This is a genomic window from Oryzicola mucosus, from assembly GCF_014534685.1.
GTDB lineage: Bacteria > Pseudomonadota > Alphaproteobacteria > Rhizobiales > Rhizobiaceae > Oryzicola > Oryzicola mucosus.
In genome coordinates this window covers 277,172-302,240 of sequence record NZ_JACVVX010000001.1, presented here as the reverse complement: position 1 = coordinate 302,240, position 25,069 = coordinate 277,172, and the positions used below count along the sequence as shown (strand labels likewise).

Below are 25,069 nucleotides of genomic sequence, written 5' to 3'. Positions count from 1 at the left end.
CCGACGATCAAGCCTCGCTATTCGAAGATGATCGACGGGGTCGCGGCGTCGGAGGCGGTTTTTTCTGCCGTTACGCGCTCCCAGACCTTGGTGGCGATGTCGCGGTAGATTTTCGCCTGCGGTCCTTCAGGGTTCGACACGACGACCGGTTCGCCGGAATCGGATGTTTCGCGGATTTGCATTTCCAGCGGCACCTCGCCGAGGAAGGTGACGCCCAGCCGCTCGGCCTCCCGTCGCGCACCGCCATGGCCGAAGATATCATAGCGCTTGCCGGTGTCGGGGGCGATGAAATAGCTCATATTCTCGACGATGCCGAGCAGCGGCACATCGACCTTCTTGAACATGTTCAGTCCCTTGCGGGCATCGATCAGCGCCAGATCCTGCGGGGTGGAGACGATCACCGCGCCCGCCAGCGGCACCTGCTGTGCCATGGTCAGCTGGGCATCGCCGGTACCGGGCGGCATGTCGACGACAAGAACGTCGAGCGCGCCCCATTCGACCTCGCGCAGCATCTGGGTGAGCGCCGACATCACCATCGGTCCGCGCCAGATCATCGGCGTTTCCTCATCGACGAGGAAGCCGATCGACATCACCCTCAAGCCGAATTTCTCCATCGGCTTGAGGATTTTGCCGTCAACGGTCTCGGGCCTTCCATGCAGGTTGAGCAGCTTCGGCATGGACGGACCGTAGATGTCGGCATCCAGCACGCCGACCTTCAATCCGTTCGCGGCCAGACCGAGCGCCAGGTTGATCGCCGTGGTCGACTTGCCGACGCCGCCCTTGCCGGAAGCCACCGCGATGATGGTCTGGATGCCGGGAACGCCGCGCTTGCCGCGCTGCTCGGAAGGCGGTGCCTGGGGCGCCGGACGCGGCGGCTGAGCGGGCCGCTGCGGTGCGGCCGGTCGCGGGGCCGGAGGCGGGGCGTTTTCCATCCCGCCGCCTTTCTTTTCGGCCGTCAGCGCCACCATGGCGCCCGCAACGCCGGGAATGGACTTGACCACGCGCTCGGCAGCCAGCCTCAGAGGCTCCATGTCGTTGGCGCGCGCGGCGGGTACGGTGATCGAAAAGAACACCTTGTTGTCGGCGATGAAGATGTCGGAGACCAGGCCCAGGCTGACGATGTCGCCGGTGAAGTCCGGGCCGTTGACGGTCTTCAGACGTTCGAGAACGGTTTCTTTGGTGACGCTCATGATTGACCTGCCGCGTGCGAATTCTGGCTAGCAGATACTGCAGAAGCGCCTGAACACCAAGCCGTCATACCATTTTAGCCTGCGGCGCAGGAGGCTACTTGGGCCGAAGACGGTTGAGTCGCGGTCGAAACTCCCGCATGCTGCTCGTTCCAGGGGCGGTTACAGGCGGAACGGACTGACGGTTTAAGGTCTTTCGCACCCGCCTTGAAACGAGGAGGAACAGGCCATGCGTTTCATGCTGCTGATGATTCCGAAGGGATATGAGTCGGCCCCTCCCGGTATCGATCTCGACCCGGCCGCGGTCGAAAAGATGATGAAATACAACGACGATCTGCAGAAGGCCGGCATTCTTCTGGCGCTTGACGGCCTTCATCCCCCGTCGACCGGCGCCAGGGTTTCGTTCAAGGGTGGCGAGCCGACAGTCACCGAAGGCCCGTTCTCTGGGGTCGACGAAGTTCTCGGCGGTTACTGGATCATCGACGTCAAGTCGCGCGACGAGGCCATCGAATGGGCCAAGCGCTGCCCCGGCGGCGACAATGAGGTGATCGAGGTCAGGCAGATCCAGGAGTTCGAGGATTACTCCGAGCCGGTGCAGGATATCGTCCAGCAATATCCCGACATGCCGATGACGGCCGCCAAGCCATAAAGACTCGACCCGTCCGACATGCCGATGCGCAGGTCCGCGTTTCGTCGGCTGTTGACCCATACGCGAAGAAAGAAAAGGGGAGGGAGCACAGGTGCTGGCTGCGGCATGATCGACAAGCTCGAATTTTTCATTGCGCTGGCCCGCGAGCGGCATTTCGGCAGGGCCGCCGAGGAATGCGGCGTCACCCAGCCGACGCTGTCGGCCGGCATCAAGCAGCTCGAGGACCAGCTCGGCGTCATGCTGGTGCAGCGCGGCTCGCGTTTCCAGGGCCTGACGCCGGAGGGCAGCCGGGTGCTCGAATGGGCGCGTCGCATCGTCGGCGACAGCCGCACCATGCGCGAGGAAATGCGCGCCGCGCGCCACGGTCTTGCCGGTCATGTGCGGATAGCCGCCATCCCCACCGCGCTTGCCATGACGCCGCGGCTGACGACGCCGTTTCGCGAAAAGCACCCTAACGTCACCTTCTCCATCCTGTCGCGCACCTCCATCGAGGTCCTGACGCTGCTGGAGAATTTCGAGATCGACGTCGGCATCACCTATCTTGAGAACGAGCCGCTCGGCCGGGTGGCCGCCGTGCCGCTCTATTCCGAGCGTTATCAGCTGATCACTGCGGCGGGAAATACCTATTCCGAGCGCGAAACGGTGACGTGGAAGGAGGTCGCCGCCTTGCCGCTCTGCCTGCTGACCTCGGATATGCAAAACCGTCGCATCATCAACCATCATCTGCAGGAGGCCGGCGTCGAGGCGCATCCGACACTGGAGTCCAACTCGATGATCGTGCTGTTCTCGCACATCCGCACCGGCAAATGGTCGTCGATCATGCCGCTCAATCTGGCTGAAACCTTTGGCTTCGCCGAGCCGATCCGGTCGATCCCGATTGTCGAGCCCGACGCGCACCACACGGTCGGACTGGTCGCAGCGCATCGCGAACCTCATACGCCCCTGGTCTCGGCGCTGCTGCACGAGGCCAAGGTTCTGGCGGACGCCTTGGATGGCTTTCGATAGGTTTTCTCTATCGTTCAACGATTCTGCTGCATTGATAAAGTTGCCTTCTTTTGCTCTTGTTTTGGGTAAGTGTTCAGGGAGGGCGCTGCATCATGCAGCACGCAGGTACCGATATCGCAGACCGTGCGACGGTCATCGTCAACGATCTCATGGGATTGGAAGGGCCTTTGCTGCCCATCCTGCATGGCATCCAGCATGAATTCGGCTATGTTCCCTCCGAAACCTTGCCGGTCATCGCCGAGGCGCTGAACCTCTCCAACGCCGAAGTCCATGGCGTCGTGACCTTCTATCATGATTATCGCAACCATCCCGCCGGTCGTCATGTGCTCAAAATCTGCCAGGCCGAAGCCTGCCAATCGATGGGCAGCGACCATGTCGCCGCAAAGATCAAGCAGCTTCTCGGCATCGGGTTTCACGAGACGACGCGCGACGGCGCGGTGACGCTCGAACCGGTTTATTGCCTGGGCTTGTGCGCTTGCGCACCGGCGGCCATGCTCGACGGCGTGCCGATCGGCCGGCTCGACGATGAGGCGCTCGAAGAGATATCGGCGGCGGTGCGGCTATGACCGTTACCATCTACATCCCCGGCGATTCCGGTGCGCTGGCGCTCGGCGCGGAAAAAGTCGCCCGTGCGGTTGCCGGTGAGATCCAGGGCCGGGGGCTGGATGCGAGGATTGTTCGCAACGGCTCGCGCGGCCTCTACTGGCTCGAACCCATGGTCGAGGTTGAGACTGAAACGGGCCGCGTCGCCTACGGCCCTGTGAAGGCGAGCGACGTGGTTGCGCTGTTCGATGCCGGGCTGGCTTCAGGCGGTTCGCACCCGCTATCGCTCGGCAATCCTGAGGACATTCCGTTTCTCAAGCGCCAGACGCGGCTGACCTTCGCGCGTTGCGGCGTTGTCGCGCCGCTCTCGCTCAACGACTATCAGTCGCATGGCGGCCTCGCGGGCCTGCGCAAGGCCGTGGGCATGACGCCTGCCGATGTGGTCCAGACGGTGACCGAATCCGGGCTGCGCGGGCGTGGCGGAGCCGGCTTCCCCACCGGCATCAAATGGAAAACGGTGCTGGATACGGCAGCCGACCGCAAATACATCGTCTGCAATGCCGACGAGGGCGACAGCGCCACCTTTGCCGACCGCATGATCATGGAAGGCGACCCTTTCGTCCTGATCGAGGGCATGACGATTGCCGGCCTGGCCACCGGCGCGACCAAGGGCTTCGTCTATATCCGCTCGGAGTATCCGCATGCCATCGCCGTCATGACGGCGGCCGTCGACATCGCGCGCAAGGCCGGCATTCTGGGCACGACCGTGCTTGGTTCTCCCAATGCCTTCGACATTGAGATCCGATCCGGCGCGGGCGCCTATGTCTGCGGCGAGGAGACGTCGCTGCTCAACAGCCTCGAAGGCAAGCGCGGCGTGGTGCGTGCCAAGCCGCCTTTGCCGGCCATACAGGGCCTGTTCGGCAAGCCGACGGTGATAAACAACGTCATCTCGCTGGCCTCCGTGCCGGTCATCCTCGACAAGGGGCCGGAACACTACAAGGATTTCGGGATGGGTCGCTCGCGCGGCACCATTCCTGTCCAGATTGCTGGCAATGTGAAGCATGGCGGCCTGTTCGAGGCAGCCTTCGGCATGACGCTGGGCGAACTGGTGGACGATATAGGCGGCGGCACGGCTACGGGCCGGCCGGTCAAGGCCGTGCAGGTAGGCGGACCGCTTGGCGCTTACTTCCCGCGCGAATTGTTCGACACGCCCTTCGATTATGAGGCTTTCGCCGGCAAGGACGGCCTGATCGGCCATGCCGGGATCACCGTGTTCGACGACAGTGCTGATATGCTCAAGCAGGCGCGGTTCGCGATGGAGTTCTGCGCCATCGAAAGCTGCGGCAAGTGCACGCCCTGCCGCATCGGCTCCACCCGCGGCGTCGAAACGCTCGACAAACTGGCGGCGGGCATCGAGCCCGACAAGCAGATCGCCTTGGTCACCGATCTCTGCAACACGATGAAATACGGCTCGCTCTGCGCGCTTGGCGGCTTCACGCCCTATCCGGTGATGAGCGCGCTGACGCATTTCCCGCAGGACTTTGCGCCGAAGCCGATGCAGGAGGCTGCGGAATGATGTGCGCCGCGCAGACCTCGCGTCCCCTTCTCCCCTTGTGGGAGAAGGTGGATTGGCGCGTAGCGCCAAGACGGATGAGGGGTGCTGGAGGAATCTCCAGCGGCTCCACTCCGTCCAACACCCCTCATCCGACCTCGCTTCGCTCGGCCACCTTCTTCCACAAGGGGAGAAGGCAGGACGACAACGCTTCAGGAGCCTCCTCATGGGTCTGATTCAAGAAATCGACTACGGCACACCCGCTTCGAAATCCGAAAAGCAGGTCACGCTCACCGTCGACGGCTTCGAGGTCACTGTGCCTGAAGGCACCTCGATCATGCGGGCTTCGATGGAGGCCGGCATCGCCATCCCGAAGTTGTGCGCCACAGACATGGTCGATGCTTTCGGCTCCTGCCGTCTCTGCCTCGTGGAAATCGAGGGCCGAAACGGTACGCCATCCTCCTGCACCACGCCGGTCATGCCAGGCATGGTGGTCAAGACGCAGACCAGCCGGCTCAAGGATATCCGTCGCGGGGTGATGGAACTCTACATCTCAGACCATCCGCTGGACTGCCTGACCTGCGCGGCCAATGGCGACTGCGAACTGCAGGACATGGCGGGCGCGGTCGGCCTGCGCGATGTGCGCTACGGCTATGAGGGCGACAACCATGTCCGCGCCAAGGCCGATGGCGCCGAAAACTTCCGTTGGATGCCGAAGGACGAGAGCAACCCTTATTTCACCTACGATCCTTCCAAATGCATCGTTTGCTCGCGCTGCGTGCGCGCCTGCGAGGAAGTGCAGGGCACCTTCGCGCTGACCATCGAGGGCAGGGGTTTTGGCAGCCGCGTTTCGCCCGGCATGCACCAGCCCTTCATGGAGTCGGAATGCGTGTCCTGCGGCGCCTGCGTGCAGGCCTGCCCGACCGCGACACTGACCGAAAAGAGCGTCATTCAGATCGGCCAGCCCGAGCACTCCGTGGTCACCACCTGCGCCTATTGCGGCGTCGGCTGCTCCTTCAAGGCCGAAATGCGCGGCGACGAGCTGGTGCGCATGGTGCCATGGAAGGACGGCAAGGCCAATCGCGGCCATAGCTGCGTCAAGGGCCGTTTCGCCTATGGCTATGCCACGCACAAGGACCGCATCCTCAATCCCATGGTGCGCGAGAAGGTCACCGACCCCTGGCGCGAAGTGTCCTGGGAGGAGGCTTTTTCGCACATCGCCTCCGAGTTCCGCCGCATCCAATATCAGTATGGCAAGAACGCCATTGGCGGCATCACCTCGTCTCGCTGCACCAACGAGGAGACCTACCTCGTCCAGAAGCTGATCCGGCAGGGTTTCCGCAACAACAATGTCGACACCTGCGCCCGCGTCTGCCATTCGCCGACCGGCTACGGCCTCGGCCAGACCTATGGCACGTCGGCGGGCACGCAGGATTTCGATTCGGTCGAAGAGGCCGATGTCATCATGGTCATCGGCGCCAACCCTTCCGCCGGCCACCCGGTCTTTGCCTCGCGCATGAAGAAGCGCATCCGCCAGGGGGCGAAGCTGATCGTGCTCGACCCGCGCGAGACGGAGACGGTCAACTCCGTCCACGCCAAGGCCGATTTCCACTTGCCGCTGAAGCCGGGCACCAATGTCGCTGTCGTCACGGCACTCGCCCATGTGATCGTCACGGAAGGCCTGTTCGACGAGAAGTTCATCCGCGAGCGCTGCGATTGGTCGGAATTCGAGGATTGGGCGGCTTTCGTGGCCGAGCCGCGGAATTCGCCGGAAGAGATCGAGAAACTCTCCGGCGTTCCCGCCGAAAAGATCCGCGGTGCGGCAAGGCTCTACGCCAGAGGCGGCAATGGCGCGATCTATTACGGGCTGGGCGTGACTGAGCACAGCCAGGGCTCGACCACGGTCATGGCCATCGCCAACCTTGCCATGGCCACCGGCAATGTCGGCCGGCGCGGCGTCGGCGTAAATCCGCTGCGCGGCCAGAACAATGTCCAGGGCTCCTGCGATATGGGCTCGTTCCCGCATGAATTGCCGGGCTACCGCCACGTCTCGGGCGATGCGGTGCGCGATATCTACGAGGCGCTGTGGAACGTCACGCTCGACAACGAACCGGGCCTGCGCATTCCCAACATGCTGGACGCCGCCGTCGAAGGCACGTTCCGCGGCATCTATATCCAGGGCGAGGACATTCTGCAGTCCGACCCCGACACCAAGCATGTCGCGGCCGGCCTGGCGGCGATGGAATGCGTCGTCGTCCACGACCTGTTCCTGAACGAAACGGCCAATTACGCGCATGTCTTCCTGCCCGGCTCGACCTTCCTTGAAAAGGACGGCACCTTCACCAATGCCGAGCGCCGCATCAACCGCGTGCGCAAGGTCATGGCGCCGAAGAACGGCTATGCCGACTGGGAGGTCACCCAGTTGCTCGCCCAGGCGATGGGGCTGGATTGGAATTATGCCCATCCTTCCGAGATCATGGACGAGGTCGCCAAGACGACGCCGAGCTTCGCCAACGTCTCCTATGCCTTGCTGGAGCAGAAAGGCTCGGTGCAGTGGCCGTGCAACGAACAGGCGCCGGACGGCACGCCGATCATGCATGTCGGCGGCTTCGTGCGCGGCAAGGGCAAGTTCATCCGCACCGAATATGTTGCGACCGACGAGAAGACCGGCCCGCGCTTTCCGCTGCTTTTGACCACCGGTCGTATCCTCAGCCAATACAATGTCGGCGCGCAGACCCGCCGTACGGCCAATGTTCTTTGGCACGCGGAAGACAGGCTTGAGATTCATCCGCACGATGCCGAGCAGCGGGGCATTCGCGACGGCGACTGGGTCAAGCTGCAGAGCCGCGCCGGCGAGACCGCGCTGCGCGCACTGGTGACGGAACGCGTCGCCGCCGGCGTCGTCTACACCACCTTCCATCACCCCGACACCCAGGCCAATGTGATCACCACCGACTATTCCGATTGGGCGACCAACTGCCCCGAATACAAGGTGACGGCGGTGCAGGTCAGCCCGTCCAACGGGCCGTCGCAATGGCAGGAAGAGTACGAGGAGCAAGCCAGGCAGAGCCGGCGTATCGAAGGACGGCTCGAGGCGGCGGAGTAGACGGTTCGCGCCGACGCGGAGTCAGCCGCGCGGCGGCAGGACCCAGACGGTAAAGCGCCATTTCGTCGTTCCATCCAGTCCCAGGACAATCAGGGGCTGGCGGAACGCGGATTTCGGCATGATCTTGCCAACCGCCGTGATGCATTCCGTGTCGCTGGACAGGCAGATAGCCATGGCCCCGGTCCGGACGAGAAGCTTGCGGTTCACGTAATCGCGCGAGAACGCCAGCGAGTTGCCTTCGACGATGAGCGGGTCGTATTTCGAGTAGAACGAGACGCCGTTGGCGAGGAAGATTTCGCCGGCGATGTAGAAGCCGGGCTGTCCGCTGCCCTGGCGCGACCAGATGCCGTCCACTGCCTTGGCGACATTGGCGATGGGCACGGAAAGATTGGAAACGGTGTTGCCCCGCTCGAGATATTTGATGATGGGCGCCGAGCCAATCATGGCGGCGAAATAGACCATGACCGCTGTGGTTGCGCGCCTCATATTCGTTTGGCGCAGGGCGGCGGGCACCAGATAAGCGATCAGCACCGAGAACGGCGTGTAAAAGGGAATCGACCATCCGGCGCTGATCTCCGCCCCTGCGGCGATGCCCAGTATGACGGTCAGAATGGTCGGCCCAACGCACATGACCAGCAGCGCACGGCCCTGCACGGTCTCGGTGAGGGACCGGATGCCATTCCTGTAGGCCGGGGCGGAAATGTCTGTTTTGTCGTGCAGGAACAGCGCCAGAAGCAGCGCCGGAAGGGCATAGAGCGGGATGGCAAGCACGAATTTGACCGCGCTGTAGAACACGTCGAACCAGAGCCCGTCGCCCTGGCTGGCGGCATAGACGAACGGGCGGAATTCGTTCCTAAACAGCCACAGCACATGCGGGACCATCACCACCAGGAAAGCCGCGAGCGTCACAGCGCCAAACAGCGACAACAGCAGCGGCCGTGCCTTCTTGTCGATCAGGCCATGCGCGAAAAGCGCCGCGAGAAGCACGCCGGAGTGATACTTCGTCAGCATGGCGATGCCTGCCAGAATGCCGAGGATGGCGGCGTCCAGGAGCTTGCCGCGCTCCAGCCCGCGCAAATAGAACACGAACAGCCAGGCCCAGACCGGCGTCATCGCGGAATTGGCGTTGTACTTGATGGCGAGAAAAGCGATGGGCGGCACCACGGCGGCGCAATAGACCGCAAGCAGTTGCAGCCGGGCGTCGCCGTAGCGTGCCGCGATCCGCCAGACCGCGAGCAGTGCAAGCGCGGAGTTCAGCGCCGAAAAGAAGAAATAATTGGTCTCGATGCGTGGGAAGACCGAGAACCAGGCCGCCGTCAGCCATCCGAAAAAGGGCGGGTGCTTGTAATAGCCCCACTGCCACAACGTGCCCCAGGCGTAGTTCTCGACCATGTCGCCATGCCGGTCGAGATTGATGCGCGAGACATCCGCATGCACGGTCAGCGCCAGGGTGAACAGGACGACCGTTGCCCAGATCAGCGCGGTTTCCATTCGGAAACCCGGCCTCCCCGACGGTTCGTTCATGCATTCGCTCCAAGCTCTTCTTACGCGATGTGCCGATACCAGCTTATGCCTGCCATTGCGAGCATGCAGTCGCCGCAGGTCCCGCGAATGCCCATGAAGATCAGGTCTGTCGCGAAATGAAAAGCCCCACCGTGCAGGGCGCGGTGGGGCTTTGGTCGGGGATGCGCGCTTTTGAGTGGGGCTTATTGTCCCGCGGCCGAACGCGAAATGTCGATGCGGTGATGCGAGAGGAAGCCCGCGGCGGCAAAGGAGATTGCCGTCAGGATGCCGGCAATGGTCATGTAGTAGCCGACCCAGGCAAGGCCGTGGTTGGTGGCGAGCCAGGTTGCGATGTAGGGCGCGAGCGAGGCACCTACGATGCCCGCCAGATTGAAGGTCATCGACGCGCCGGTATAGCGCACCTCGGTCGGGAACAGTTCGGCGAGAGCGGTGCCGAGCGGGCCATAGGTCAGCCCCATCAGGCCGAAGCCGATGACCAGAAACAGCGCGATAACCCACAGATTGCCCGAGCCGAACATCGGCAGGAACAGGAAGCCGAAGGCGGCGATGACGATGCTCGTCCACAACAGGACTTTGCGCGCGCTGTAGCGGTCCGACATCAGGGCGGAGAGCGGAATGGTGAGGCCGAAGAAGACCACACCGGCGAGTTGGACGGGCAGGAATTCGCCGCGCGTATAGCCGAGCGCCGTCGTGCCCCAGCTCAGCGAAAACACCGTCATGAGATAGAACAGCACGAAGGTGGCCAGGCCGCAGATCGTACCCAGCAGCAGCGCCGCTTTATGGTCGGTCAGAATCGAGACCAGCGGCACGCGGACGCGCTCCTGCTTGTCGAGCGTCTTCTGGAACGCCGGCGTCTCCGAGATCTTGAGGCGCACATAGAGCCCGACGAAGACCAGCAAAGCGCTGGCGATGAAGGGAATGCGCCAGCCGAAGGCGAAGAACTGCTCGTCGGTCAGGAAATCGCTGAGCAGCAGGAAGCTGCCGGTCGCGCAGATGAAGCCGATCGGCGCGCCGAGCTGGGGGAACATGCCGTACCAAGCGGTCTTGCCGCGCGGTGCGTTTTCGGTTGCGAGCAGAACCGCGCCGCCCCATTCGCCGCCGAGGCCGAGACCCTGGCCGAGCCTGCACAATGCCAGGAGCAGCGGCGCAAGAACACCCACTGAATCATAGGTCGGCAGCAGGCCGATGAGCACGGTGGACAGGCCCATGGTCATCAGGGCGGCGACGAGCGTCGCCTTGCGGCCGATGCGGTCGCCATAATGGCCGAAGATCGCAGCGCCGATGGGGCGCGCGAAAAAGGCGATGGCGAAGGTGGCGAGCGATTGCAGCATCGCAGAGGTGTCGTCGCTGGCCGGGAAGAACAGATGCGGGAACACGATCACGGCGGCGGTAGCGTAAATATAGAAATCGAAAAATTCGATGGTCGTGCCGATGAGGCTGGCGAAAAGGACGCGACCCTTCGAGTTCAATGGCGGCGTGGAAACGGGCTGCGGGGACATTGTATGACTTTCAGGCGGCTATTTTCGCAATAAAGTTTCCGGGGGCCTTAACCCTGCATTTTATCGGGGACAATTGTTAAAACGGGGCAAGAGCCATGTTCTGCATGCATGTCTGACGCACGGTCACCCCTGTCATTCGCTGCTTACAGGCCCATCGCAGCGCGTGGCAGTTGGATCAGATCGCCGAAACGCGCGCGGATGCGCTCGTCCATTGTCTTGGGGATATGCCGTGGGAAGAACGTCGTTAGAAGCCGGTTTTTCTCCACCGTCGCGCGCTCCACGATGCTTGGCCAGCCGGAACTCTCCCGCTGCTGGGAGCCGGATCGGTCAGCCAGGGCGGGGCGATAGCGCTGGTCCCGGGCGACAGGGTCCGAGGCGAGATAATGGCGCGGACCATCGACGCAGACAGCGGCGATTTCGTCGAGCGACAGCGTTTCGCCGGTGACCTCGATGCCTTCGAGGCAGCGCAGGCACTGGCCGATCAAATCGTTGTCGAGGATCAAGCTCTCATGGCAGAAACCGATGAGAGAAGCATGCATGCCGGCTGCCTCGTAGACCAGATCGAGCCCGGCAAACCCGGCCATGACCTCGGTCATCCCCTTCTCATAGCCGGACTGGATATCGGGCAGTCTTGCCTCGGTCATGCCGGCTCCCGACCCGCAGGGGAGATCGTAGAATCCGGCCATCTCAGCGCAGGCGGCGGCCAGCAGCGACTGTTCGGCCGAGCCGCTGGCCATTTTTCCGCTGCGTGGGTCTGATGCGAAGGGCCATGCGCCGAAAATCGCTGGATGCCCCGGCTTCAGCGCGTTGACATAAACCAGCCCGGCAAGCACCTCGGCCACCGTCTGCGCTACCGCGCCTGCAAGGCTTTGCGGCGCGGTCGATCCTGCCTGGCCGGTGGCCAGAAGCAGGATCGGCAGCCCGCCGGCAACGCACGCTTCCAGCACGCCGCAGGCCTGCTCGGCAAACTGCATCGGCGAGATGACGAAGGCGTTGGAGTTCGACACGAAGGGGCGGGCGCGGAATTTCGCCTCGCCGCCGGCCACCATGTGCACCATGTCGAGTGCGGGCGCCACATGCTCGCGTACCGCGAAGCTGGTGCCGACATGCTTGGTCGTGCCGCTGAGGCAGGCATAGAGGGTGTTGATATCCATCGCCAGGGGGTCGGCGATGTCGCGCGCTACCATTGGCCGCTGGAAAAAATGGATATGCGGCAGGCTCTCGGCGAGGCGTGCGGCGTCATAGAGATCCTGAAGCCGCGCCTCCCGATACAAGCCTGTCTCGGCCTCGACGAACTGCACCGCCGCGCCCGCCGTGCCGTAATGCACGCGTGCCGTGCCCAGCGGCAGATCGTGGCTGGAATCCTGACCGAAAAGCGTGAACCCACGCGCCGCCTTGTCGATGCTGGCCAGCACCATCCGGCGCGGGAAACGGATGCGACCGTCGGCGCCGACGAGGGCTCCCGCTCTGGTCATTGCCTCGGCGCCGCTGGGCGTGACGTCGGAAAAGCCGACCTGTTCCAGGAGGTGGAGCGCAGCATCGTTGATGCGCTCGATGTCGCTTGGGGACAGAACGGTCAATTGACTGCGCCGAGGACGCATCCGCTGCGTTTTGTCCGGCTTGTCCTGGGGCGAAGACATGCGGAACTCCATACCAGAAACAAGGCGGCATGTCGCCGAAGCGTCACGTAAAGGCAACTATGACGCCTGCCAGGCATGTCTCCATACGCCAGCCGGTCCCCATACTTGGTCCAAATCTCTGGGCCAGGTGGTTATGCGGCCGCCGGGCGTCGGCCGGCGGCCGTGGCCAATTCACGAATGCCCGGCTCGATATGCTGGAGCGCAATGGAGGAGAACCCCAGCCGCAGATAGCGCGACGAGCCGTCCTCACCATGGAAGAACCGGTCGCCGGGTTCGATCAGCACGCTGCGGGTGGCGGCGGCCTGAGCCAGAATCCGCGAATCGGTACCGCGCGGGCCTTCCAGCCACAACGATGTGCCGCCGGCCGAATCGGTGGAGCGCCAGTCGGGCAGGAAGTTCGAGATGGCATGCACCAGCCGCTTGCGCCGTTCTTCGAAGGCCGTCGAAAGCCGGCGCACCAGCGCCTCGTGGTGGCCGAGCGACAGGAACAGGGCGACGGCGCGCTGGTTGTTGGCCGGTGGATGCCGCAGCATGAAGCGCCTCAGCGCGCGCAGCTCGGCGATCAGGTCGGCGGAAGCGACGATGTAGCCGAGCCGAAGGCCTGGTGCGAGAGTCTTGGACATCGAGCCGACATAGACGACACGGCCGGCACGGTCGATGCTCTTCAGCGCCTGCTGCGGCGCTTCGTCGATGAGCTGGCTGTCATAGCCGTCCTCGATGACGATCTGGTCGTTCTGGCTTGCCCGCGCCAGAAGATCGTGCCGGCGCTGCTCGCTCAGCGGCACCATGGTGGGGCAATGGTGGCTCGGCGTGACGAAGACGAAACCGGCATCCGACGGTATCGCCGAGGTGACGATGCCCGACTGGTCCACCGGCACAGGTTCGATCGCAGCGCCCGCAAGCGTGAAGATGCTGCGCGCGTCGGGATAGCCGGGGTCTTCCATCGCCACCTTCGAGCCCTTGGTCATCAGAAGCGTCGCGAGCATGTAGAGCGCGTTCTGCGCGCCCAGGGTCACGATGATCTCGTCTGGATTGGCGAAGATGCCGCGCCGGGGCAGCAGTCGCGCCTGGATCTGCTCGATCAGCAGCGGGTCGTCGCGGTCGACCATGTCAGCCGCCCAATTGCGGATTTCCAGAACCGCGAGCGCCATGCGGTTGCATTCGCGCCATTCCGCCGTCGGGAACAAAGCCGGGTCGAACTGGCCGTAGACGAAGGGGTAGGAGGACTTGATCCAGTTCTGGTGCTTGGCCGGGGGCTGCAGCTCGGTCGCCGTGATCTGCCGCCGCGCCTTCCAGTCGATTTCGGTGTTTTGTTCCGGCGACTTCTGGTTCGGGCGGGACGGTGTCGCGAGCACCTCAGGGTTGACGAAATGGCCGCGCCGTTCGCGCGCGACGAGAAAGCCCTGGTCGACCAGCTGCTGGAAGGCGAGCACCACGGTGCCGCGTGCCACGCCGAGCTTTTCGGCCAGAATCCGGCAGGATGGCAGCGGCATGGACGCGGCTATCTGACGGTCCAGAATCGCCGCGACGATGGCCTGCCGGATCTGCGCCTGCAGGGTTTGGCCTGATTCCGCTGAGATGCGGAACAGGCCCGACCAGATTGCCGTGTCATTGCGCTGGGTCATCGGACGTTTCCTCGTGGCCAGCTTTTTCTGTCGTGCTGGACCATTTGAACGTAGCCGTGGCACAAGCGATTGCGCCAATCAATTTTTCTGATCCTATTCATTTATGCCAGTGATCCATCGAGGCCGGATCGGTTGGGCGATTGCCGCGAAATCTGTCTCTCTATCGTCGTTTTGTTCTGCTAGAAGTCTCGGGACTTCACATCGGAGAGCACCACAGTGGTTGAACAGACTGTCCCGGCCGCGCTTTCGGCCCTACGCGAACACCTGAAGAACGTCCCGCAGGACATGCGCGCAGCCTTCGCCGCCGATCCCGCGCGGTTCGAAACCTTCTCGGTGCGCGATGGCGACCTCTTGATCGACTGGTCCAAATGCGCGGTCGACGCCAAGGCCATGGCGCTGCTGGAAGGCCTGGCCAAGGCCGCCGACCTGGAAGGTCGCCGCGAAGCGATGATGTCGGGCAAGCGGATCAATTTCACCGAAGACCGCGCCGTGCTGCACACCGCGCTGCGCAACCTGTCGGGCGATGTCGTGCTCGACGGCCAGGACGTCATTCCCGATGTGCGCGCCGTGCTCGACGCCATGGAAGCCTTTGCCGACGGCATCCGCTCCGGCGAAACCAAGGGCGCGACCGGCAAGCGCATCACCGATGTCGTCAATATCGGCATCGGCGGTTCCGATCTCGGCCCGGTTATGGCGACGCTGTCGCTTGCGCCCTATCATGACGGCCCGCGCGCGCATTTCGTCTCCAACATCGACGGCGCGCATATTCACGACACGCTGGAAGGGCTCGATCCCGAGACCACGCTGGTCATCGTCGCGTCCAAGACCTTCACCACCGTCGAGACCATCACCAACGCCGAAACCGCGCGCCGCTGGATCGTTGACGGCATGGGCGAAGGGGCCGTCGACAAGCATTTTGCCGCCGTCTCCACCGCGCTCGACAAGGTCGCCAAGTTCGGCATCTCAGCCGACCGCGTCTTCGGCTTCTGGGACTGGGTCGGCGGGCGCTATTCGCTTTGGTCGGCGATCGGCCTGCCGATCATGCTGGCCATCGGACCGCGCAATTTCCGCGATTTCCTTGCCGGCGCACATGACATGGACAGCCATTTCGTCTCTGCGCCGCTGCTCAAGAACCTGCCGGTCGTCATGGGCCTGATCGGCTACTGGCACCGCGTCGTCTGCGCTTATCCGGCGCGGGCCGTCATCCCCTATGACCAGCGCCTGTCGCGCCTGCCGGCCTATCTGCAGCAGCTCGACATGGAATCCAACGGCAAGAGCGTGACCATCGAGGGCCTGCCCGCACCGACGCCGACCGGCCCGCTGGTCTGGGGCGAACCCGGCACCAATGGGCAGCACGCATTCTTCCAGCTCCTCCACCAGGGCACCGACATCATCCCCGTCGAGTTCCTGGCCGCCGCGCAGGGCCATGAAGCCTCGCTCGGTCATCAGCACGACCTGCTGCTCGCCAATGTGCTGGCGCAGTCCGAGGCGCTGATGAAGGGCCGCACGCTGGAGGAAGCGCGCCGCCAGATGCTGACCAAGGGCATGACGGAAGCGGAGGTCGACAAGATCGCGCCGCACCGCGTCTTCTCCGGCAACCGTCCGTCGGTGACGATCCTGTACCGCACGCTCGATCCCTACACGCTCGGCCGGCTGATCGCGCTTTACGAGCATCGCGTCTTCGTCGAGGGCGTTCTGTACGGCGTCAATTCCTTCGATCAGTGGGGCGTCGAATTGGGCAAGGAACTCGCGACCGGTCTTCTTCCTGTCGTGGAAGGCAAGGAGGATGCCGCCTCGCGCGACGCGTCCACCGCCGGTCTGGTGGCGCATATTCATCGTCTGCGCGGCGAGGAGTAGGAATTTTGGCTGATATAAAAGGGATTCTGTTCGACAAGGACGGGACGCTGGTCGACTTCGAGGCGACATGGTTCGCCATAGGCGACCAGATGGCCATGGAAGCGGCCGGCGGCGACCGAATTCGGGCCAACGAACTGATGCAGGCAGCCGGTTACGATTATGCGAGCAAGGGTTTCGTGCCCGACTCGGTGTTTGCCGCCGGCACCAACGCCGATATTGTCGAGCTTTGGTATCCGGATGCGGACGATGCCGACCGCCTCAGCCATGTCAGGCATTTCGACCGGATCACGGCAGAGCAGGGAGCGTTGCAGGCCGTCGCCTTGCCGGGCTGCATCGAGACGATCTCGACGCTGCATCGCTCAGGCCTGCGGCTCGGCGTCTGCACCAACGATTCCACCAGCGGCGCGGAGAAGACGCTGGCAGCACTGGGCATCGCGCAGATGTTCGATGCCGCCTATGGCTACGATGCGGTGGCCAATCCCAAGCCCGCGCCCGACACCATCACCGCCTTTCTGGACCTGACTGGGCTCAAGGCCTCGGAGATCGCCGTCGTCGGCGACAACAGGCACGATCTGGTCATGGCCCGCGCTGGTGGCGCCGGCCTTGCCGTCGGTGTGCTGAGCGGGACGGGGACGCGCGAGACGCTGGCGCCGATAGCCGACGTGATCCTCGACTCCATCGCCGATCTGCCGGGCTATCTCACCGGCCGCGCCTGATCGACAAAAAGACAGCGCTCGGGTTGCTTGGCTACTTGTCCCGCAACTCGCGCCGCAAGATCTTGCCGACATTGGTTTTCGGCAACTCGTTGCGGAATTCGATGTAGCGTGGGCGCTTGTAGCCCGTCAGGTTCGCCTTGCAGTAGACCATCAAATCTTCGCTGGTCAGGTTCTGGTCCTTGCGCACGATGAACAGCTTGGGCACCTCGCCGGAATGCTCGTCCGGCACACCGACCGCCGCCACTTCGAGAACGCCCGGATGCTGCGCCACGACCTCTTCCAACTCGTTGGGATAGACGTTGAAGCCCGAGACCAGGATCATGTCCTTCTTCCGGTCGACGATCTTGGTGTAGCCCTTCTCATCCATGAAGCCCATGTCGCCGGATTTGAAGAAGCCGTCCTTGGTCATCACCTTGGCGGTCTCGTCGTCGCGGTTCCAGTAGCCGGCCATGACCTGCGGTCCGCGAATGCAGATTTCACCGACCTCGCCGATCGGCAAATCGTTGCCTTCATCGTCGCGGATGGCGATTTCGGTCGAGGGGATCGGCAGGCCGATGGTGCCACTGAAGCTCGTCGCGCTGCACTTGTTGGCGGTGGCCACTGGCGAGGTCTCGGACAGACCGTAGCCCTCGGTGATGTTGTTGCCGGTCAGTTCCTTCCAGCGTTCGGCGACACCCTTCTGCACCGCCATGCCGCCGCCCAGGCTGAGCAGCAGCGGCTTGAAGTCGAGCTTGCGGAAGTCCTCATTGTTAAGAAGCGCGTTGAACAGCGTGTTGAGGCCGGGGAAGATGTGGAAGCTGTGCTTTTTCAGTTCCTTGACGAAGCCGGGAATGTCGCGCGGATTGGCGATCAGCACGTTGAGCGCGCCTTGCTGCATGCCCATCAGCGCGTTCACCGTCAGCGCGAAGATGTGATAGAGCGGCAGTGCGCAGATAAAGGTCAGATGCGCCGGTTTCGGCCTGACCGTGTAGGCATCCTCGATCCACAGCGCCAGTTGCTCGACATTGGAAAGCACGTTGCTGTGCGTCAGCACGGCACCCTTGGAGACGCCTGTGGTGCCACCGGTATATTGCAGGAAGGCGATGTCGCTGGCCTGGACCTCGACCGGTTTCAGCGTCATCGAGCCGCCGGCCTTGAGCACATCGTTGAATTTCACATGCGATGGCAGCGACCATTTCGGCACCATCTTCTTGACGCGCCGTACCACCAGATTGACCACCATGCCCTTCAGCCCGAGCATGTCGCCCATGGTCGCCACGACGACATGCTTGACCTTGGTCTTGTCGATGACGCCCTGCAGCGTGGTGGCGAAATTTTCGAGGATGAAGATCGCCTCCGCCCCTGAATCCGCAAGCTGGTGCTGCAACTCGCGCTGGGTGTAGAGCGGGTTGACGTTGACGACCGTATAGCCCGCGCGCAGGACCGCCATCATGATGACGGGATATTGCAGGATGTTGGGCATCATGATCGCCACGCGCGCACCCTTGGCGAGCCCCTTGGACTGCAGCCACGCACCGACGGAGAACGAGATGCGCTCGACTTCGCCGAAGCTGATGGTCTTGCCCATCGAACTGAACGCCGGCCGCCCGGCATAGCGTTTGCACGCTGCGACCAGCAAATCGCCGATCGACTGATGGCGCAGCGGGCCGATCTCCGCCGACATGTTGGCGGGATAGCTGTTCAGCCAAATTTTGTCCTGGGGTTTCACTGGCTTGCCCTTGGCCTTGGGTTCGATCGCGCTTTCGGCAGACGTCGCGGCCATATCGGCTGCGGGTTCTGTCTTGGTGTCGGCAGCGGCTGTTTTTACTGCTTTTCCCGGTTTCGCGGTGGCGGCCTTGCCGGTTTTCTTGAGCTCGGGCGGTGTTTTGGCAGAGGTCTTCCGAGCCGCTTTGGTCTGGGCCTCGGGTTCCCCAACAGCCAGGGTCGCTTCCGGCGCCGCTGCGGTCTTGCTGGGATATTCGGCTTTCCTCACAGGGGTTTTCGCGGATGGTTTCGCTGCGGGCTTTGACTTCTCCGCGACCGTCTTGGCTGCAGACGGCTTCGACTTGGCCGCCGGAGCGGTCTTTTTTGGCTTCGTCGCTTTCACGTCGCCATCGCCGACCTTGCTCGTGTCCGATCTCTCTCCAGACTTTGCCGGTGCCTTTGCCAATCACGCCTCCCTTTTTTCACAACGGGGACGTGCTTTGCGTCCCAGTCTGTCTTTAGCCGCTGCGTCGCGTTCTGCGCGGCAATGGCAGCTTATGGAAAGTTTGTATTGCCTGATAGGGGCCGCATCAACCCTGACGCAGCGTAAACGGCCGGGTTGCCGGGGACGGGAAGCGGCATCCGACTAAAGTATTGTGCATTTCTTCAAGCAAAAATTTCCTTAGGCGGAAAGCTGCGGCCCCCATAACTCTACCCGTTCCGCAGGCCACGGAAGGAAAAAACGTGCTCTGAGACAGGCAAAGGTGAGTAAAGAAATTCCCTTCCCGTAGGTTAGGGAGTTGGGGAGTTCCAAAGCGTAGAAAACGATGCTTATATGCGCGTTCCTCGAACCTGCCGGGGGGTGGGTTCAGAAATTTACAGGGAGTTTCCGATGAGAAAAACATTGGCTTTTGCGGCAGCATTGATGGCCGCAACAGTTCTCGGTGGCGTGGCCAACGCCAAGACTTTCGTCTACTGCTCCGAAGGATCGCCGGAAGGTTTTGATCCTGGCATGTACACCGCCGGCACCACCTTCGATGCCGCCGCCCACACCGTTTACAACCGCCTTCTCGAGTTCAAGCCCGGCACGACCGAAGCCGAAGCCGGCCTTGCCGAAAGCTGGACCATCTCCGACAACGGCCTCGAATACACCTTCAAGCTGCGCCCCGGCGTCAAGTTCCAGACCACCGAATATTTCACGCCGACGCGCGAACTGAACGCCGACGACGTGATCTTCTCGCTCGAACGCCAGTTGAAGGCCGACAATCCCTGGCACCAGTACGTTCCCGGCACGAGCTGGGAATACTTCGCCGGCATGGGCATGCCGGAACTCATCCAGTCGATCGAAAAGGTCGACGACATGACCGTCAAGATCGTGCTCAAGAAGACCGAAGCGCCCTTCCTCGCCAATCTGGCGATGCCTTTCGCGTCGATCATGTCCAAGGAATATGCCGACAAGCTCGACGCAGCCGGCACCAAGGAAAAGCTCAACCAGCAGCCGCTCGGCACCGGCCCGTTCACCTTTGTCGGGTATCAGCAGGACGCCGTGATCCGCTACAAGGCCAACCCGGATTACTGGGGCGGCAAGCAGAAGATCGACGATCTCGTCTTCGCCATCACGCCTGACGCTTCGGTCCGCTACCAGAAGCTCAAGGCCGGCGAATGCCACCTGATGCCGTTCCCGAACTCGGCCGACGTCGAGGCCATGAAGGCCGATCCGAACCTCAAGGTTGAAGAGCAGGAAGGCCTGAACGTCGCCTATCTCGCCTACAACACGACCCAGGCTCCGTTCGACAACGTGAAGGTGCGCAAGGCGCTCAACCACGCCATCAACAAGGAAGCCATCGTCGACGCGGTGTTCCAGGGCGCGGCCACCCCGGCCAAGAACCCGATCCCGCCGACTATGTGGTCCTACAACGACAAGGTCGAGGACGACGCCTACAACCTCGACGAAGCCAAGAAGCTTCTCGAAGAAGCTGGCGTCAAGGACCTGTCGATGAAGGTCTGGGCAATGCCGGTGTCACGTCCCTACATGCTCAACGCACGTCGCGCCGCCGAGATCATCCAGTCCGATTTCGCGAAGGTGGGCGTCACCGTCGAGATCGTGTCTTACGAATGGGCCGAATATCTCGACCGTTCCAAGGCCAAGGATCGTGACGGCGCCGTCATGCTCGGATGGACCGGCGACAATGGCGATCCCGACAACTTCCTGCACACCCTGCTCGGCTGCGACGCGGTCGGCGGCAACAACCGCGCGCAGTGGTGCAACGAAGAGTTCAACACCCTCGTCATGAAGGCAAAGGAAACCACCGACCAGGCCGAGCGCACCAAGCTCTATGAAGAGGCGCAGGTCGTGTTCAAGCGCGAAGCGCCTTGGGCCACCATCGACCACTCGCTGTCGGTCGTTCCGATGCGCAAGGGCGTCGAAGGCTTCGTCCAGAGCCCGCTTGGCGACTTCGCCTTCGACGGTGTCGACATCGTCGAGTAAACCGCTCTGCGGCAGAGACGTGAGGGGCGCTTGTCTGGCAAGCGCCCCTCACTGCCATCTGCATGAAGCTGTTTTCGGCCACACTTGAAGCGACGCAGTTCTGCCCGACTTACTGCGGCACTGCGAATGCGATACACTCCAATTGGCCTGCAGGGTTTCCTCGGACGGTTGTGAAAGTCTGATATGTTCCGATTTCTGCTGCGGCGGCTCGCCGTTTTGATCCCGACCTTCATCGGGGTGTCGATCATCGCCTTCTCCTTCATTCGCCTTTTGCCTGGCGATCCCGTTGCCTTGTTGTCCGGCGAACGCGTGATGTCGCCCGAGCGCCATGCGCAGATCATGCACGATCTCGGCATGGACCGGCCCATCGTCATCCAGTATCTCGACTATCTCTGGGGCGTGATGACGGGTGATTTCGGCCGGTCCGTCGTCACCAAGGAACCCGTTCTGCGGCAGTTCCTCGACCTGTTCCCGGCAACGCTGGAACTGTCGGTCTGCGCCATCATTTTCGCCATCGTGCTTGGCATCCCCGCCGGCATCTTCGCCGCGGTGAAACGCGGCTCCTATGTCGACCAGACGCTGATGGGAACCGCGCTCGTCGGCTATTCCATGCCGATCTTCTGGTGGGGCCTGCTGCTCATCATCCTGTTCTCTGGCGTGCTGCAATGGACGCCTGTGTCAGGCCGCATCTCGCTGATGTATTTCTTCCCGAGCGTCACCGGCTTCATGCTGATCGACTCGCTGCTTTCGGGCCAGGAGGGCGCGTTCAAATCGGCGATCAGTCATTTGATCTTGCCAACAATCGTGCTTGGCACCATTCCCCTGGCTGTCATCGCGCGGCAGACTCGCTCGGCGATGCTGGAAGTCCTCGGCGAGGACTATGTGCGCACCGCGCGCGCTAAGGGCCTGTCGACCTTCCGCGTCGTCGGCATCCACGCGCTGCGCAATGCCATGATCCCGGTCATCACCACCATCGGCCTGCAGGTCGGCGTGATGCTGGCCGGCGCCATCCTGACCGAGACGATCTTCTCCTGGCCCGGGATCGGCAAATGGATGGTCGATTCCGTGTCGCGACGCGATTACCCGGTAATCCAGGGCGGTCTGCTCCTGATCGCCGCCATCATCATGGTCGTGAACCTGGTGGTCGATCTGCTCTACGGCCTCATCAACCCGCGTATCAGGCATTGAGGAGCGCATCATGACACATCTCTCTGCCGAACCCATCACCCCCCTCAAGGGCGTCAGCCGCAAGGAACAGCTTTCGGAGTTCTGGTATTATTTCTCCGAGAACCGCGGCGCCGTGATGGGGTTCTGGGTCTTCCTGCTGCTGGTCGTGGTAGCCCTTCTGGCGCCTGTCATCGCCCCGCACCAGCCCAACGAGCAGTTCCGCGACGCGGTGCTGGTGCCGCCATTCTGGGCGGAAGGCGGTCGGCTCTCCTTCCTTCTGGGCACCGACCAGCTTGGGCGCGACATGCTCTCGCGCCTGATCTACGGGTCGCGCTATTCGCTCTTCATCGGCCTCGTGGTGACCACGGTCGCACTGGTCGGCGGTATCATCATCGGTCTCATCGCGGGCTATTTCCGCGGCTGGGTCGACACCGTGATCATGCGGGTGATGGACATCATCCTTGCCTTCCCCTCGCTGCTTCTGGCGCTGGTTCTCGTCGCAGTGCTCGGGCCGGGCCTGATGAACGCGATGATCGCCATCGCGCTGGTGCTGCAGCCGCATTTCGTCCGCCTGACGCGCGGCGCGGTGATGGCTGAAAAGTCGCGCGACTATGTCGTGGCCGCCAAGGTCGCCGGTGCCGGCCACCTCCGGCTGATGTTCCGCACCATCCTGCCCAACTGCACCGCGCCCTTGATCGTGCAGGCTACGCTGTCCTTCTCCAACGCCATCCTCGATGCCGCGGCACTCGGCTTCCTCGGCATGGGCGCGCAGCCGCCGACACCGGAATGGGGCACGATGCTTGCGGAAGCGCGCGAATTCATCCTGCGCGCCTGGTGGGTGGTGACCTTCCCGGGTCTGGCGATCCTGGTCACGGTGCTTGCCATCAATCTGGTCGGCGACGGCCTGCGCGATGCACTCGATCCCAAGCTGAAGAGGAGCTGAGCCATGCCCCTTTTGGAAATCCGCAATCTCGCCGTCAGCTTTGAGACCAGCACAGGGCCGTTCAAGGCCGTGCAGGGCATCGACATCTCGGTCGAGAAAGGCGAGGTGCTTGCCATCGTCGGTGAATCCGGCTCCGGCAAGTCCGTGTCCATGCTCGCGGTGATGGGGCTTCTGCCCGATACCGCAACCGTCACCGCCGACACGATGAGCTTCGACGGCATCGACCTGATGACGCTCGACATCTCGGCGCGGCGCAAGATCATCGGCAAGGACATCGCCATGATCTTCCAGGAGCCGATGGCGAGTCTTAACCCGTGCTTCACCGCCGGTTTCCAGATCGAGGAGGTGTTGCGCTTCCACATGGGCATGAACGGCAAGCAACGCCGCGCCCGCGCCATCGAACTGTTCGAACTGGTCGGCATTCCCGATCCGGCGCAGCGGCTGAATTCCTTTCCGCACCAGATGTCGGGTGGACAATGCCAGCGTGTCATGATCGCCATGGCGATTGCCTGCAACCCCAAGCTACTCATCGCCGACGAGCCGACGACCGCGCTCGACGTCACCATCCAGAAGCAGATCCTCGACCTTCTGATGCGTCTGCAGGCCGAAAACGGCATGGGGCTGATCATGATCACCCACAATATGGGCGTGGTGGCCGAAACCGCCGATCGCGTCGTGGTGCAGTACAAGGGTCGCAAGATGGAGGAGGCCGATGTGCTGTCGCTGTTTGAATCGCCCAAGAGCAACTACACCCGCGCGCTTCTGGCTGCCCTTCCCGACAACGCCACCGGAGACCGCCTGCCGACCGTCTCCGACCTGATCTTCGAACCCGCGCCGGGAGCAGCCGCATGAGCGTCATCGTCGAAGGCAAGAACATCGTCCGCGACTACCACGTGCCCGGCGGTCTGTTGAAAAAGGCGCGCACCGTCCATGCGGTGAAGGGCGTCAGCTTCTCGGTCGAGAAGGGCAAGACGCTCGCCATCGTCGGCGAGAGCGGCTGCGGCAAGTCCACGCTCGCGCGCATCATCACACTGATCGACTCCGCCACGGCGGGCGACCTGATCATCGAAGGGCAGAAGGTCGATATCGCCAAGGCGCCGCTGACGGCCGAGATGCGGCGCAAGGTCCAGATCATCTTCCAGAATCCTTACGGCTCGCTCAACCCGCGCCAGAAGATCGGCGATGTTCTGGCCGAACCGTTGAAGATCAACACCGACATGCCGGCTTCCGAGCGCAACGACCGCGCCATGGCGATGCTGAAGAAGGTCGGCCTCGGCCCCGAGCATTTCAACCGCTATCCGCATATGTTTTCCGGCGGCCAGCGCCAGCGCATAGCCATCGCCCGCGCGCTGATGTTGAACCCCAGCCTGCTGGTGCTGGACGAGCCGGTCTCGGCGCTCGATCTTTCCGTGCAGGCACAGGTTCTCAACCTTCTCGCCGACCTTCAGGACGAGTTCGACCTGACCTACATCTTCATCAGCCACGATCTCTCGGTGGTGCGCTACATCGCCGACGAGGTGATGGTGATGTATTATGGCGAGGCGGTGGAATACGGCACCCGCGAGGCGGTGTTCTCTAATCCGCAGCACGACTATACAAAAACTCTGTTTGCCGCGACACCGCGTGCCGATGTCGACAGCATCCGCGCCCGCATCGCCGCCAAGAAGGCCGCGGCGTAAGAGAAACGGCCGGTGCAAAGCTGGCAGCTGTCCATCTTCGTAGGTTGCCTATGGGGTCTATAGCTGGCGGCTTTTCTCTTGTTTGAGTCCTTCAGCGGCTCCTCGGCACCTTCCGCTCGCAAAACGACATAGGACGAGCGAAAATATTTTGAGCCAGGGGCTATTCTACGAATTTCCTCCCTGTTCAAACCTCGCGACCACTCCGA

At 62.8% G+C, this 25,069-nt stretch carries 18 protein-coding genes; 12 read left to right on the top strand and 6 right to left on the bottom strand.

Translation table 11 applies throughout. The annotated features are described in order from the left end of the window. Positions 1 to 17 precede the first annotated feature (17 nt). Complete coding sequence (locus ICI42_RS01420) at positions 18 to 1,193, bottom strand: Mrp/NBP35 family ATP-binding protein (protein WP_188163672.1); 1,176 nt, start codon at positions 1,191 to 1,193, stop codon at positions 18 to 20. Between the two features lie 223 nt (positions 1,194 to 1,416). On the opposite strand from ICI42_RS01420, the gene ICI42_RS01415 reads away from it, so the two are divergent. The 5 genes from ICI42_RS01415 to fdhF all read left to right on the top strand — a co-directional run bounded on the left by ICI42_RS01415 (position 1,417) and on the right by fdhF (position 8,042). Next, complete coding sequence (locus ICI42_RS01415; RefSeq protein ID WP_188162755.1) at positions 1,417 to 1,836, top strand: YciI family protein; 420 nt, start codon at positions 1,417 to 1,419, stop codon at positions 1,834 to 1,836. A gap of 105 nt (positions 1,837 to 1,941) precedes the next feature. After that, positions 1,942 to 2,841 carry a LysR family transcriptional regulator gene (locus ICI42_RS01410; RefSeq protein WP_188162754.1) on the top strand — a complete coding sequence of 300 codons (900 nt, stop codon included), beginning with the start codon at positions 1,942 to 1,944 and terminating at the stop codon, positions 2,839 to 2,841. Positions 2,842 to 2,933: 92 nt separating this feature from the next. Next, a complete protein-coding gene (locus ICI42_RS01405; RefSeq protein ID WP_188162753.1) occupies positions 2,934 to 3,407 on the top strand; it encodes a formate dehydrogenase subunit gamma in 474 nt (157 codons plus the stop codon). Next, positions 3,404 to 4,960, top strand: a complete 1,557-nt coding sequence (locus ICI42_RS01400; RefSeq protein WP_188162752.1) for a formate dehydrogenase beta subunit — start codon at positions 3,404 to 3,406, stop codon at positions 4,958 to 4,960. Before ICI42_RS01405 ends, ICI42_RS01400 begins: the two co-directional genes overlap by 4 nt. A 202-nt stretch (positions 4,961 to 5,162) precedes the next feature. Beyond that, positions 5,163 to 8,042 (top strand): formate dehydrogenase subunit alpha, encoded by a 2,880-nt coding sequence (fdhF, locus tag ICI42_RS01395; protein WP_188162751.1) that lies wholly within the window; start codon positions 5,163 to 5,165, stop codon positions 8,040 to 8,042. Between the two features lie 21 nt (positions 8,043 to 8,063). On the opposite strand, the gene ICI42_RS01390 is transcribed toward fdhF, so the two are convergent. The 4 genes from ICI42_RS01390 to pdxR form a co-directional block, all read right to left on the bottom strand. Next, positions 8,064 to 9,566 (bottom strand): glycosyltransferase family 39 protein, encoded by a 1,503-nt coding sequence (locus ICI42_RS01390; RefSeq protein WP_188162750.1) that lies wholly within the window; start codon positions 9,564 to 9,566, stop codon positions 8,064 to 8,066. A 182-nt stretch (positions 9,567 to 9,748) separates the two neighbouring features. Then, the gene (locus tag ICI42_RS01385) at positions 9,749 to 11,065 is read right to left on the bottom strand and encodes an MFS transporter (protein ID WP_188162749.1); all 1,317 of its coding nucleotides are present in this window, start codon (positions 11,063 to 11,065) and stop codon (positions 9,749 to 9,751) included. Positions 11,066 to 11,208: 143 nt separating this feature from the next. Further along, entirely contained in the window at positions 11,209 to 12,666 is a 1,458-nt protein-coding gene (locus ICI42_RS01380; protein ID WP_230980176.1) for a trimethylamine methyltransferase family protein, read from the bottom strand. Positions 12,667 to 12,836: 170 nt separating this feature from the next. Continuing rightward, positions 12,837 to 14,330 carry a MocR-like pyridoxine biosynthesis transcription factor PdxR gene (gene pdxR / locus ICI42_RS01375; protein WP_188162748.1) on the bottom strand — a complete coding sequence of 498 codons (1,494 nt, stop codon included), beginning with the start codon at positions 14,328 to 14,330 and terminating at the stop codon, positions 12,837 to 12,839. 216 nt (positions 14,331 to 14,546) lie between these two features. On the opposite strand from pdxR, the gene pgi reads away from it, so the two are divergent. Together pgi and ICI42_RS01365 are read left to right on the top strand one after the other, a co-directional pair. After that, on the top strand, positions 14,547 to 16,187 hold the full coding sequence (gene pgi / locus ICI42_RS01370; protein WP_188162747.1) for a glucose-6-phosphate isomerase: 1,641 nt from the start codon (positions 14,547 to 14,549) through the stop codon (positions 16,185 to 16,187). A 5-nt stretch (positions 16,188 to 16,192) separates the two neighbouring features. Beyond that, on the top strand, positions 16,193 to 16,903 hold the full coding sequence (locus ICI42_RS01365) for an HAD family hydrolase (protein ID WP_188162746.1): 711 nt from the start codon (positions 16,193 to 16,195) through the stop codon (positions 16,901 to 16,903). A 31-nt stretch (positions 16,904 to 16,934) separates the two neighbouring features. On the opposite strand, the gene ICI42_RS01360 is transcribed toward ICI42_RS01365, so the two are convergent. Further along, entirely contained in the window at positions 16,935 to 18,665 is a 1,731-nt protein-coding gene (locus tag ICI42_RS01360) for a long-chain-fatty-acid--CoA ligase (protein WP_210316980.1), read from the bottom strand. An 813-nt stretch (positions 18,666 to 19,478) separates the two neighbouring features. Here ICI42_RS01360 and ICI42_RS01355 point away from each other — a divergent pair. The 5 genes from ICI42_RS01355 (at position 19,479) to ICI42_RS01335 (ending at position 24,863) form a co-directional block, all read left to right on the top strand. After that, a complete protein-coding gene (locus tag ICI42_RS01355; RefSeq protein ID WP_188162745.1) occupies positions 19,479 to 21,074 on the top strand; it encodes an ABC transporter substrate-binding protein in 1,596 nt (531 codons plus the stop codon). A 183-nt stretch (positions 21,075 to 21,257) separates the two neighbouring features. Then, positions 21,258 to 22,262, top strand: coding sequence for an ABC transporter permease subunit (locus tag ICI42_RS01350; RefSeq protein ID WP_188162744.1), 1,005 nt, complete (start codon positions 21,258 to 21,260; stop codon positions 22,260 to 22,262). Between the two features lie 10 nt (positions 22,263 to 22,272). Continuing rightward, positions 22,273 to 23,184: an ABC transporter permease subunit gene (locus tag ICI42_RS01345; protein ID WP_188162743.1), complete on the top strand. Its 912-nt coding sequence runs from the start codon at positions 22,273 to 22,275 to the stop codon at positions 23,182 to 23,184. A gap of 3 nt (positions 23,185 to 23,187) precedes the next feature. Next, entirely contained in the window at positions 23,188 to 24,036 is an 849-nt protein-coding gene (locus ICI42_RS01340) for an ABC transporter ATP-binding protein (protein WP_188162742.1), read from the top strand. Beyond that, positions 24,033 to 24,863 (top strand): ABC transporter ATP-binding protein, encoded by an 831-nt coding sequence (locus ICI42_RS01335; protein WP_188162741.1) that lies wholly within the window; start codon positions 24,033 to 24,035, stop codon positions 24,861 to 24,863. The genes ICI42_RS01340 and ICI42_RS01335 overlap by 4 nt, the downstream gene beginning before the upstream one ends. Positions 24,864 to 25,069: the final 206 nt, after the last annotated feature.

What these genes read in the sequence shown, in the direction of transcription:
- ICI42_RS01340 (WP_188162742.1), top strand. Translation starts at nt 23,188, where the DNA reads ATGCCCCTTTTGGAAATCCGCAATCTCGCCGTCAGCTTTGAGACCAGC.
- ICI42_RS01360 (WP_210316980.1), bottom strand. Translation starts at nt 18,665, where the DNA reads ATGGCCGCGACGTCTGCCGAAAGCGCGATCGAACCCAAGGCCAAGGGC.
- ICI42_RS01350 (WP_188162744.1), top strand. Translation starts at nt 21,258, where the DNA reads ATGTTCCGATTTCTGCTGCGGCGGCTCGCCGTTTTGATCCCGACCTTC.
- fdhF (WP_188162751.1), top strand. Translation starts at nt 5,163, where the DNA reads ATGGGTCTGATTCAAGAAATCGACTACGGCACACCCGCTTCGAAATCC.
- ICI42_RS01380 (WP_230980176.1), bottom strand. Translation starts at nt 12,666, where the DNA reads ATGCGTCCTCGGCGCAGTCAATTGACCGTTCTGTCCCCAAGCGACATC.
- ICI42_RS01415 (WP_188162755.1), top strand. Translation starts at nt 1,417, where the DNA reads ATGCGTTTCATGCTGCTGATGATTCCGAAGGGATATGAGTCGGCCCCT.
- ICI42_RS01400 (WP_188162752.1), top strand. Translation starts at nt 3,404, where the DNA reads ATGACCGTTACCATCTACATCCCCGGCGATTCCGGTGCGCTGGCGCTC.
- ICI42_RS01390 (WP_188162750.1), bottom strand. Translation starts at nt 9,566, where the DNA reads ATGAACGAACCGTCGGGGAGGCCGGGTTTCCGAATGGAAACCGCGCTG.
- ICI42_RS01410 (WP_188162754.1), top strand. Translation starts at nt 1,942, where the DNA reads ATGATCGACAAGCTCGAATTTTTCATTGCGCTGGCCCGCGAGCGGCAT.
- pdxR (WP_188162748.1), bottom strand. Translation starts at nt 14,330, where the DNA reads ATGACCCAGCGCAATGACACGGCAATCTGGTCGGGCCTGTTCCGCATC.
- ICI42_RS01335 (WP_188162741.1), top strand. Translation starts at nt 24,033, where the DNA reads ATGAGCGTCATCGTCGAAGGCAAGAACATCGTCCGCGACTACCACGTG.
- ICI42_RS01345 (WP_188162743.1), top strand. Translation starts at nt 22,273, where the DNA reads ATGACACATCTCTCTGCCGAACCCATCACCCCCCTCAAGGGCGTCAGC.
- ICI42_RS01385 (WP_188162749.1), bottom strand. Translation starts at nt 11,065, where the DNA reads ATGTCCCCGCAGCCCGTTTCCACGCCGCCATTGAACTCGAAGGGTCGC.
- ICI42_RS01355 (WP_188162745.1), top strand. Translation starts at nt 19,479, where the DNA reads ATGAGAAAAACATTGGCTTTTGCGGCAGCATTGATGGCCGCAACAGTT.
- ICI42_RS01405 (WP_188162753.1), top strand. Translation starts at nt 2,934, where the DNA reads ATGCAGCACGCAGGTACCGATATCGCAGACCGTGCGACGGTCATCGTC.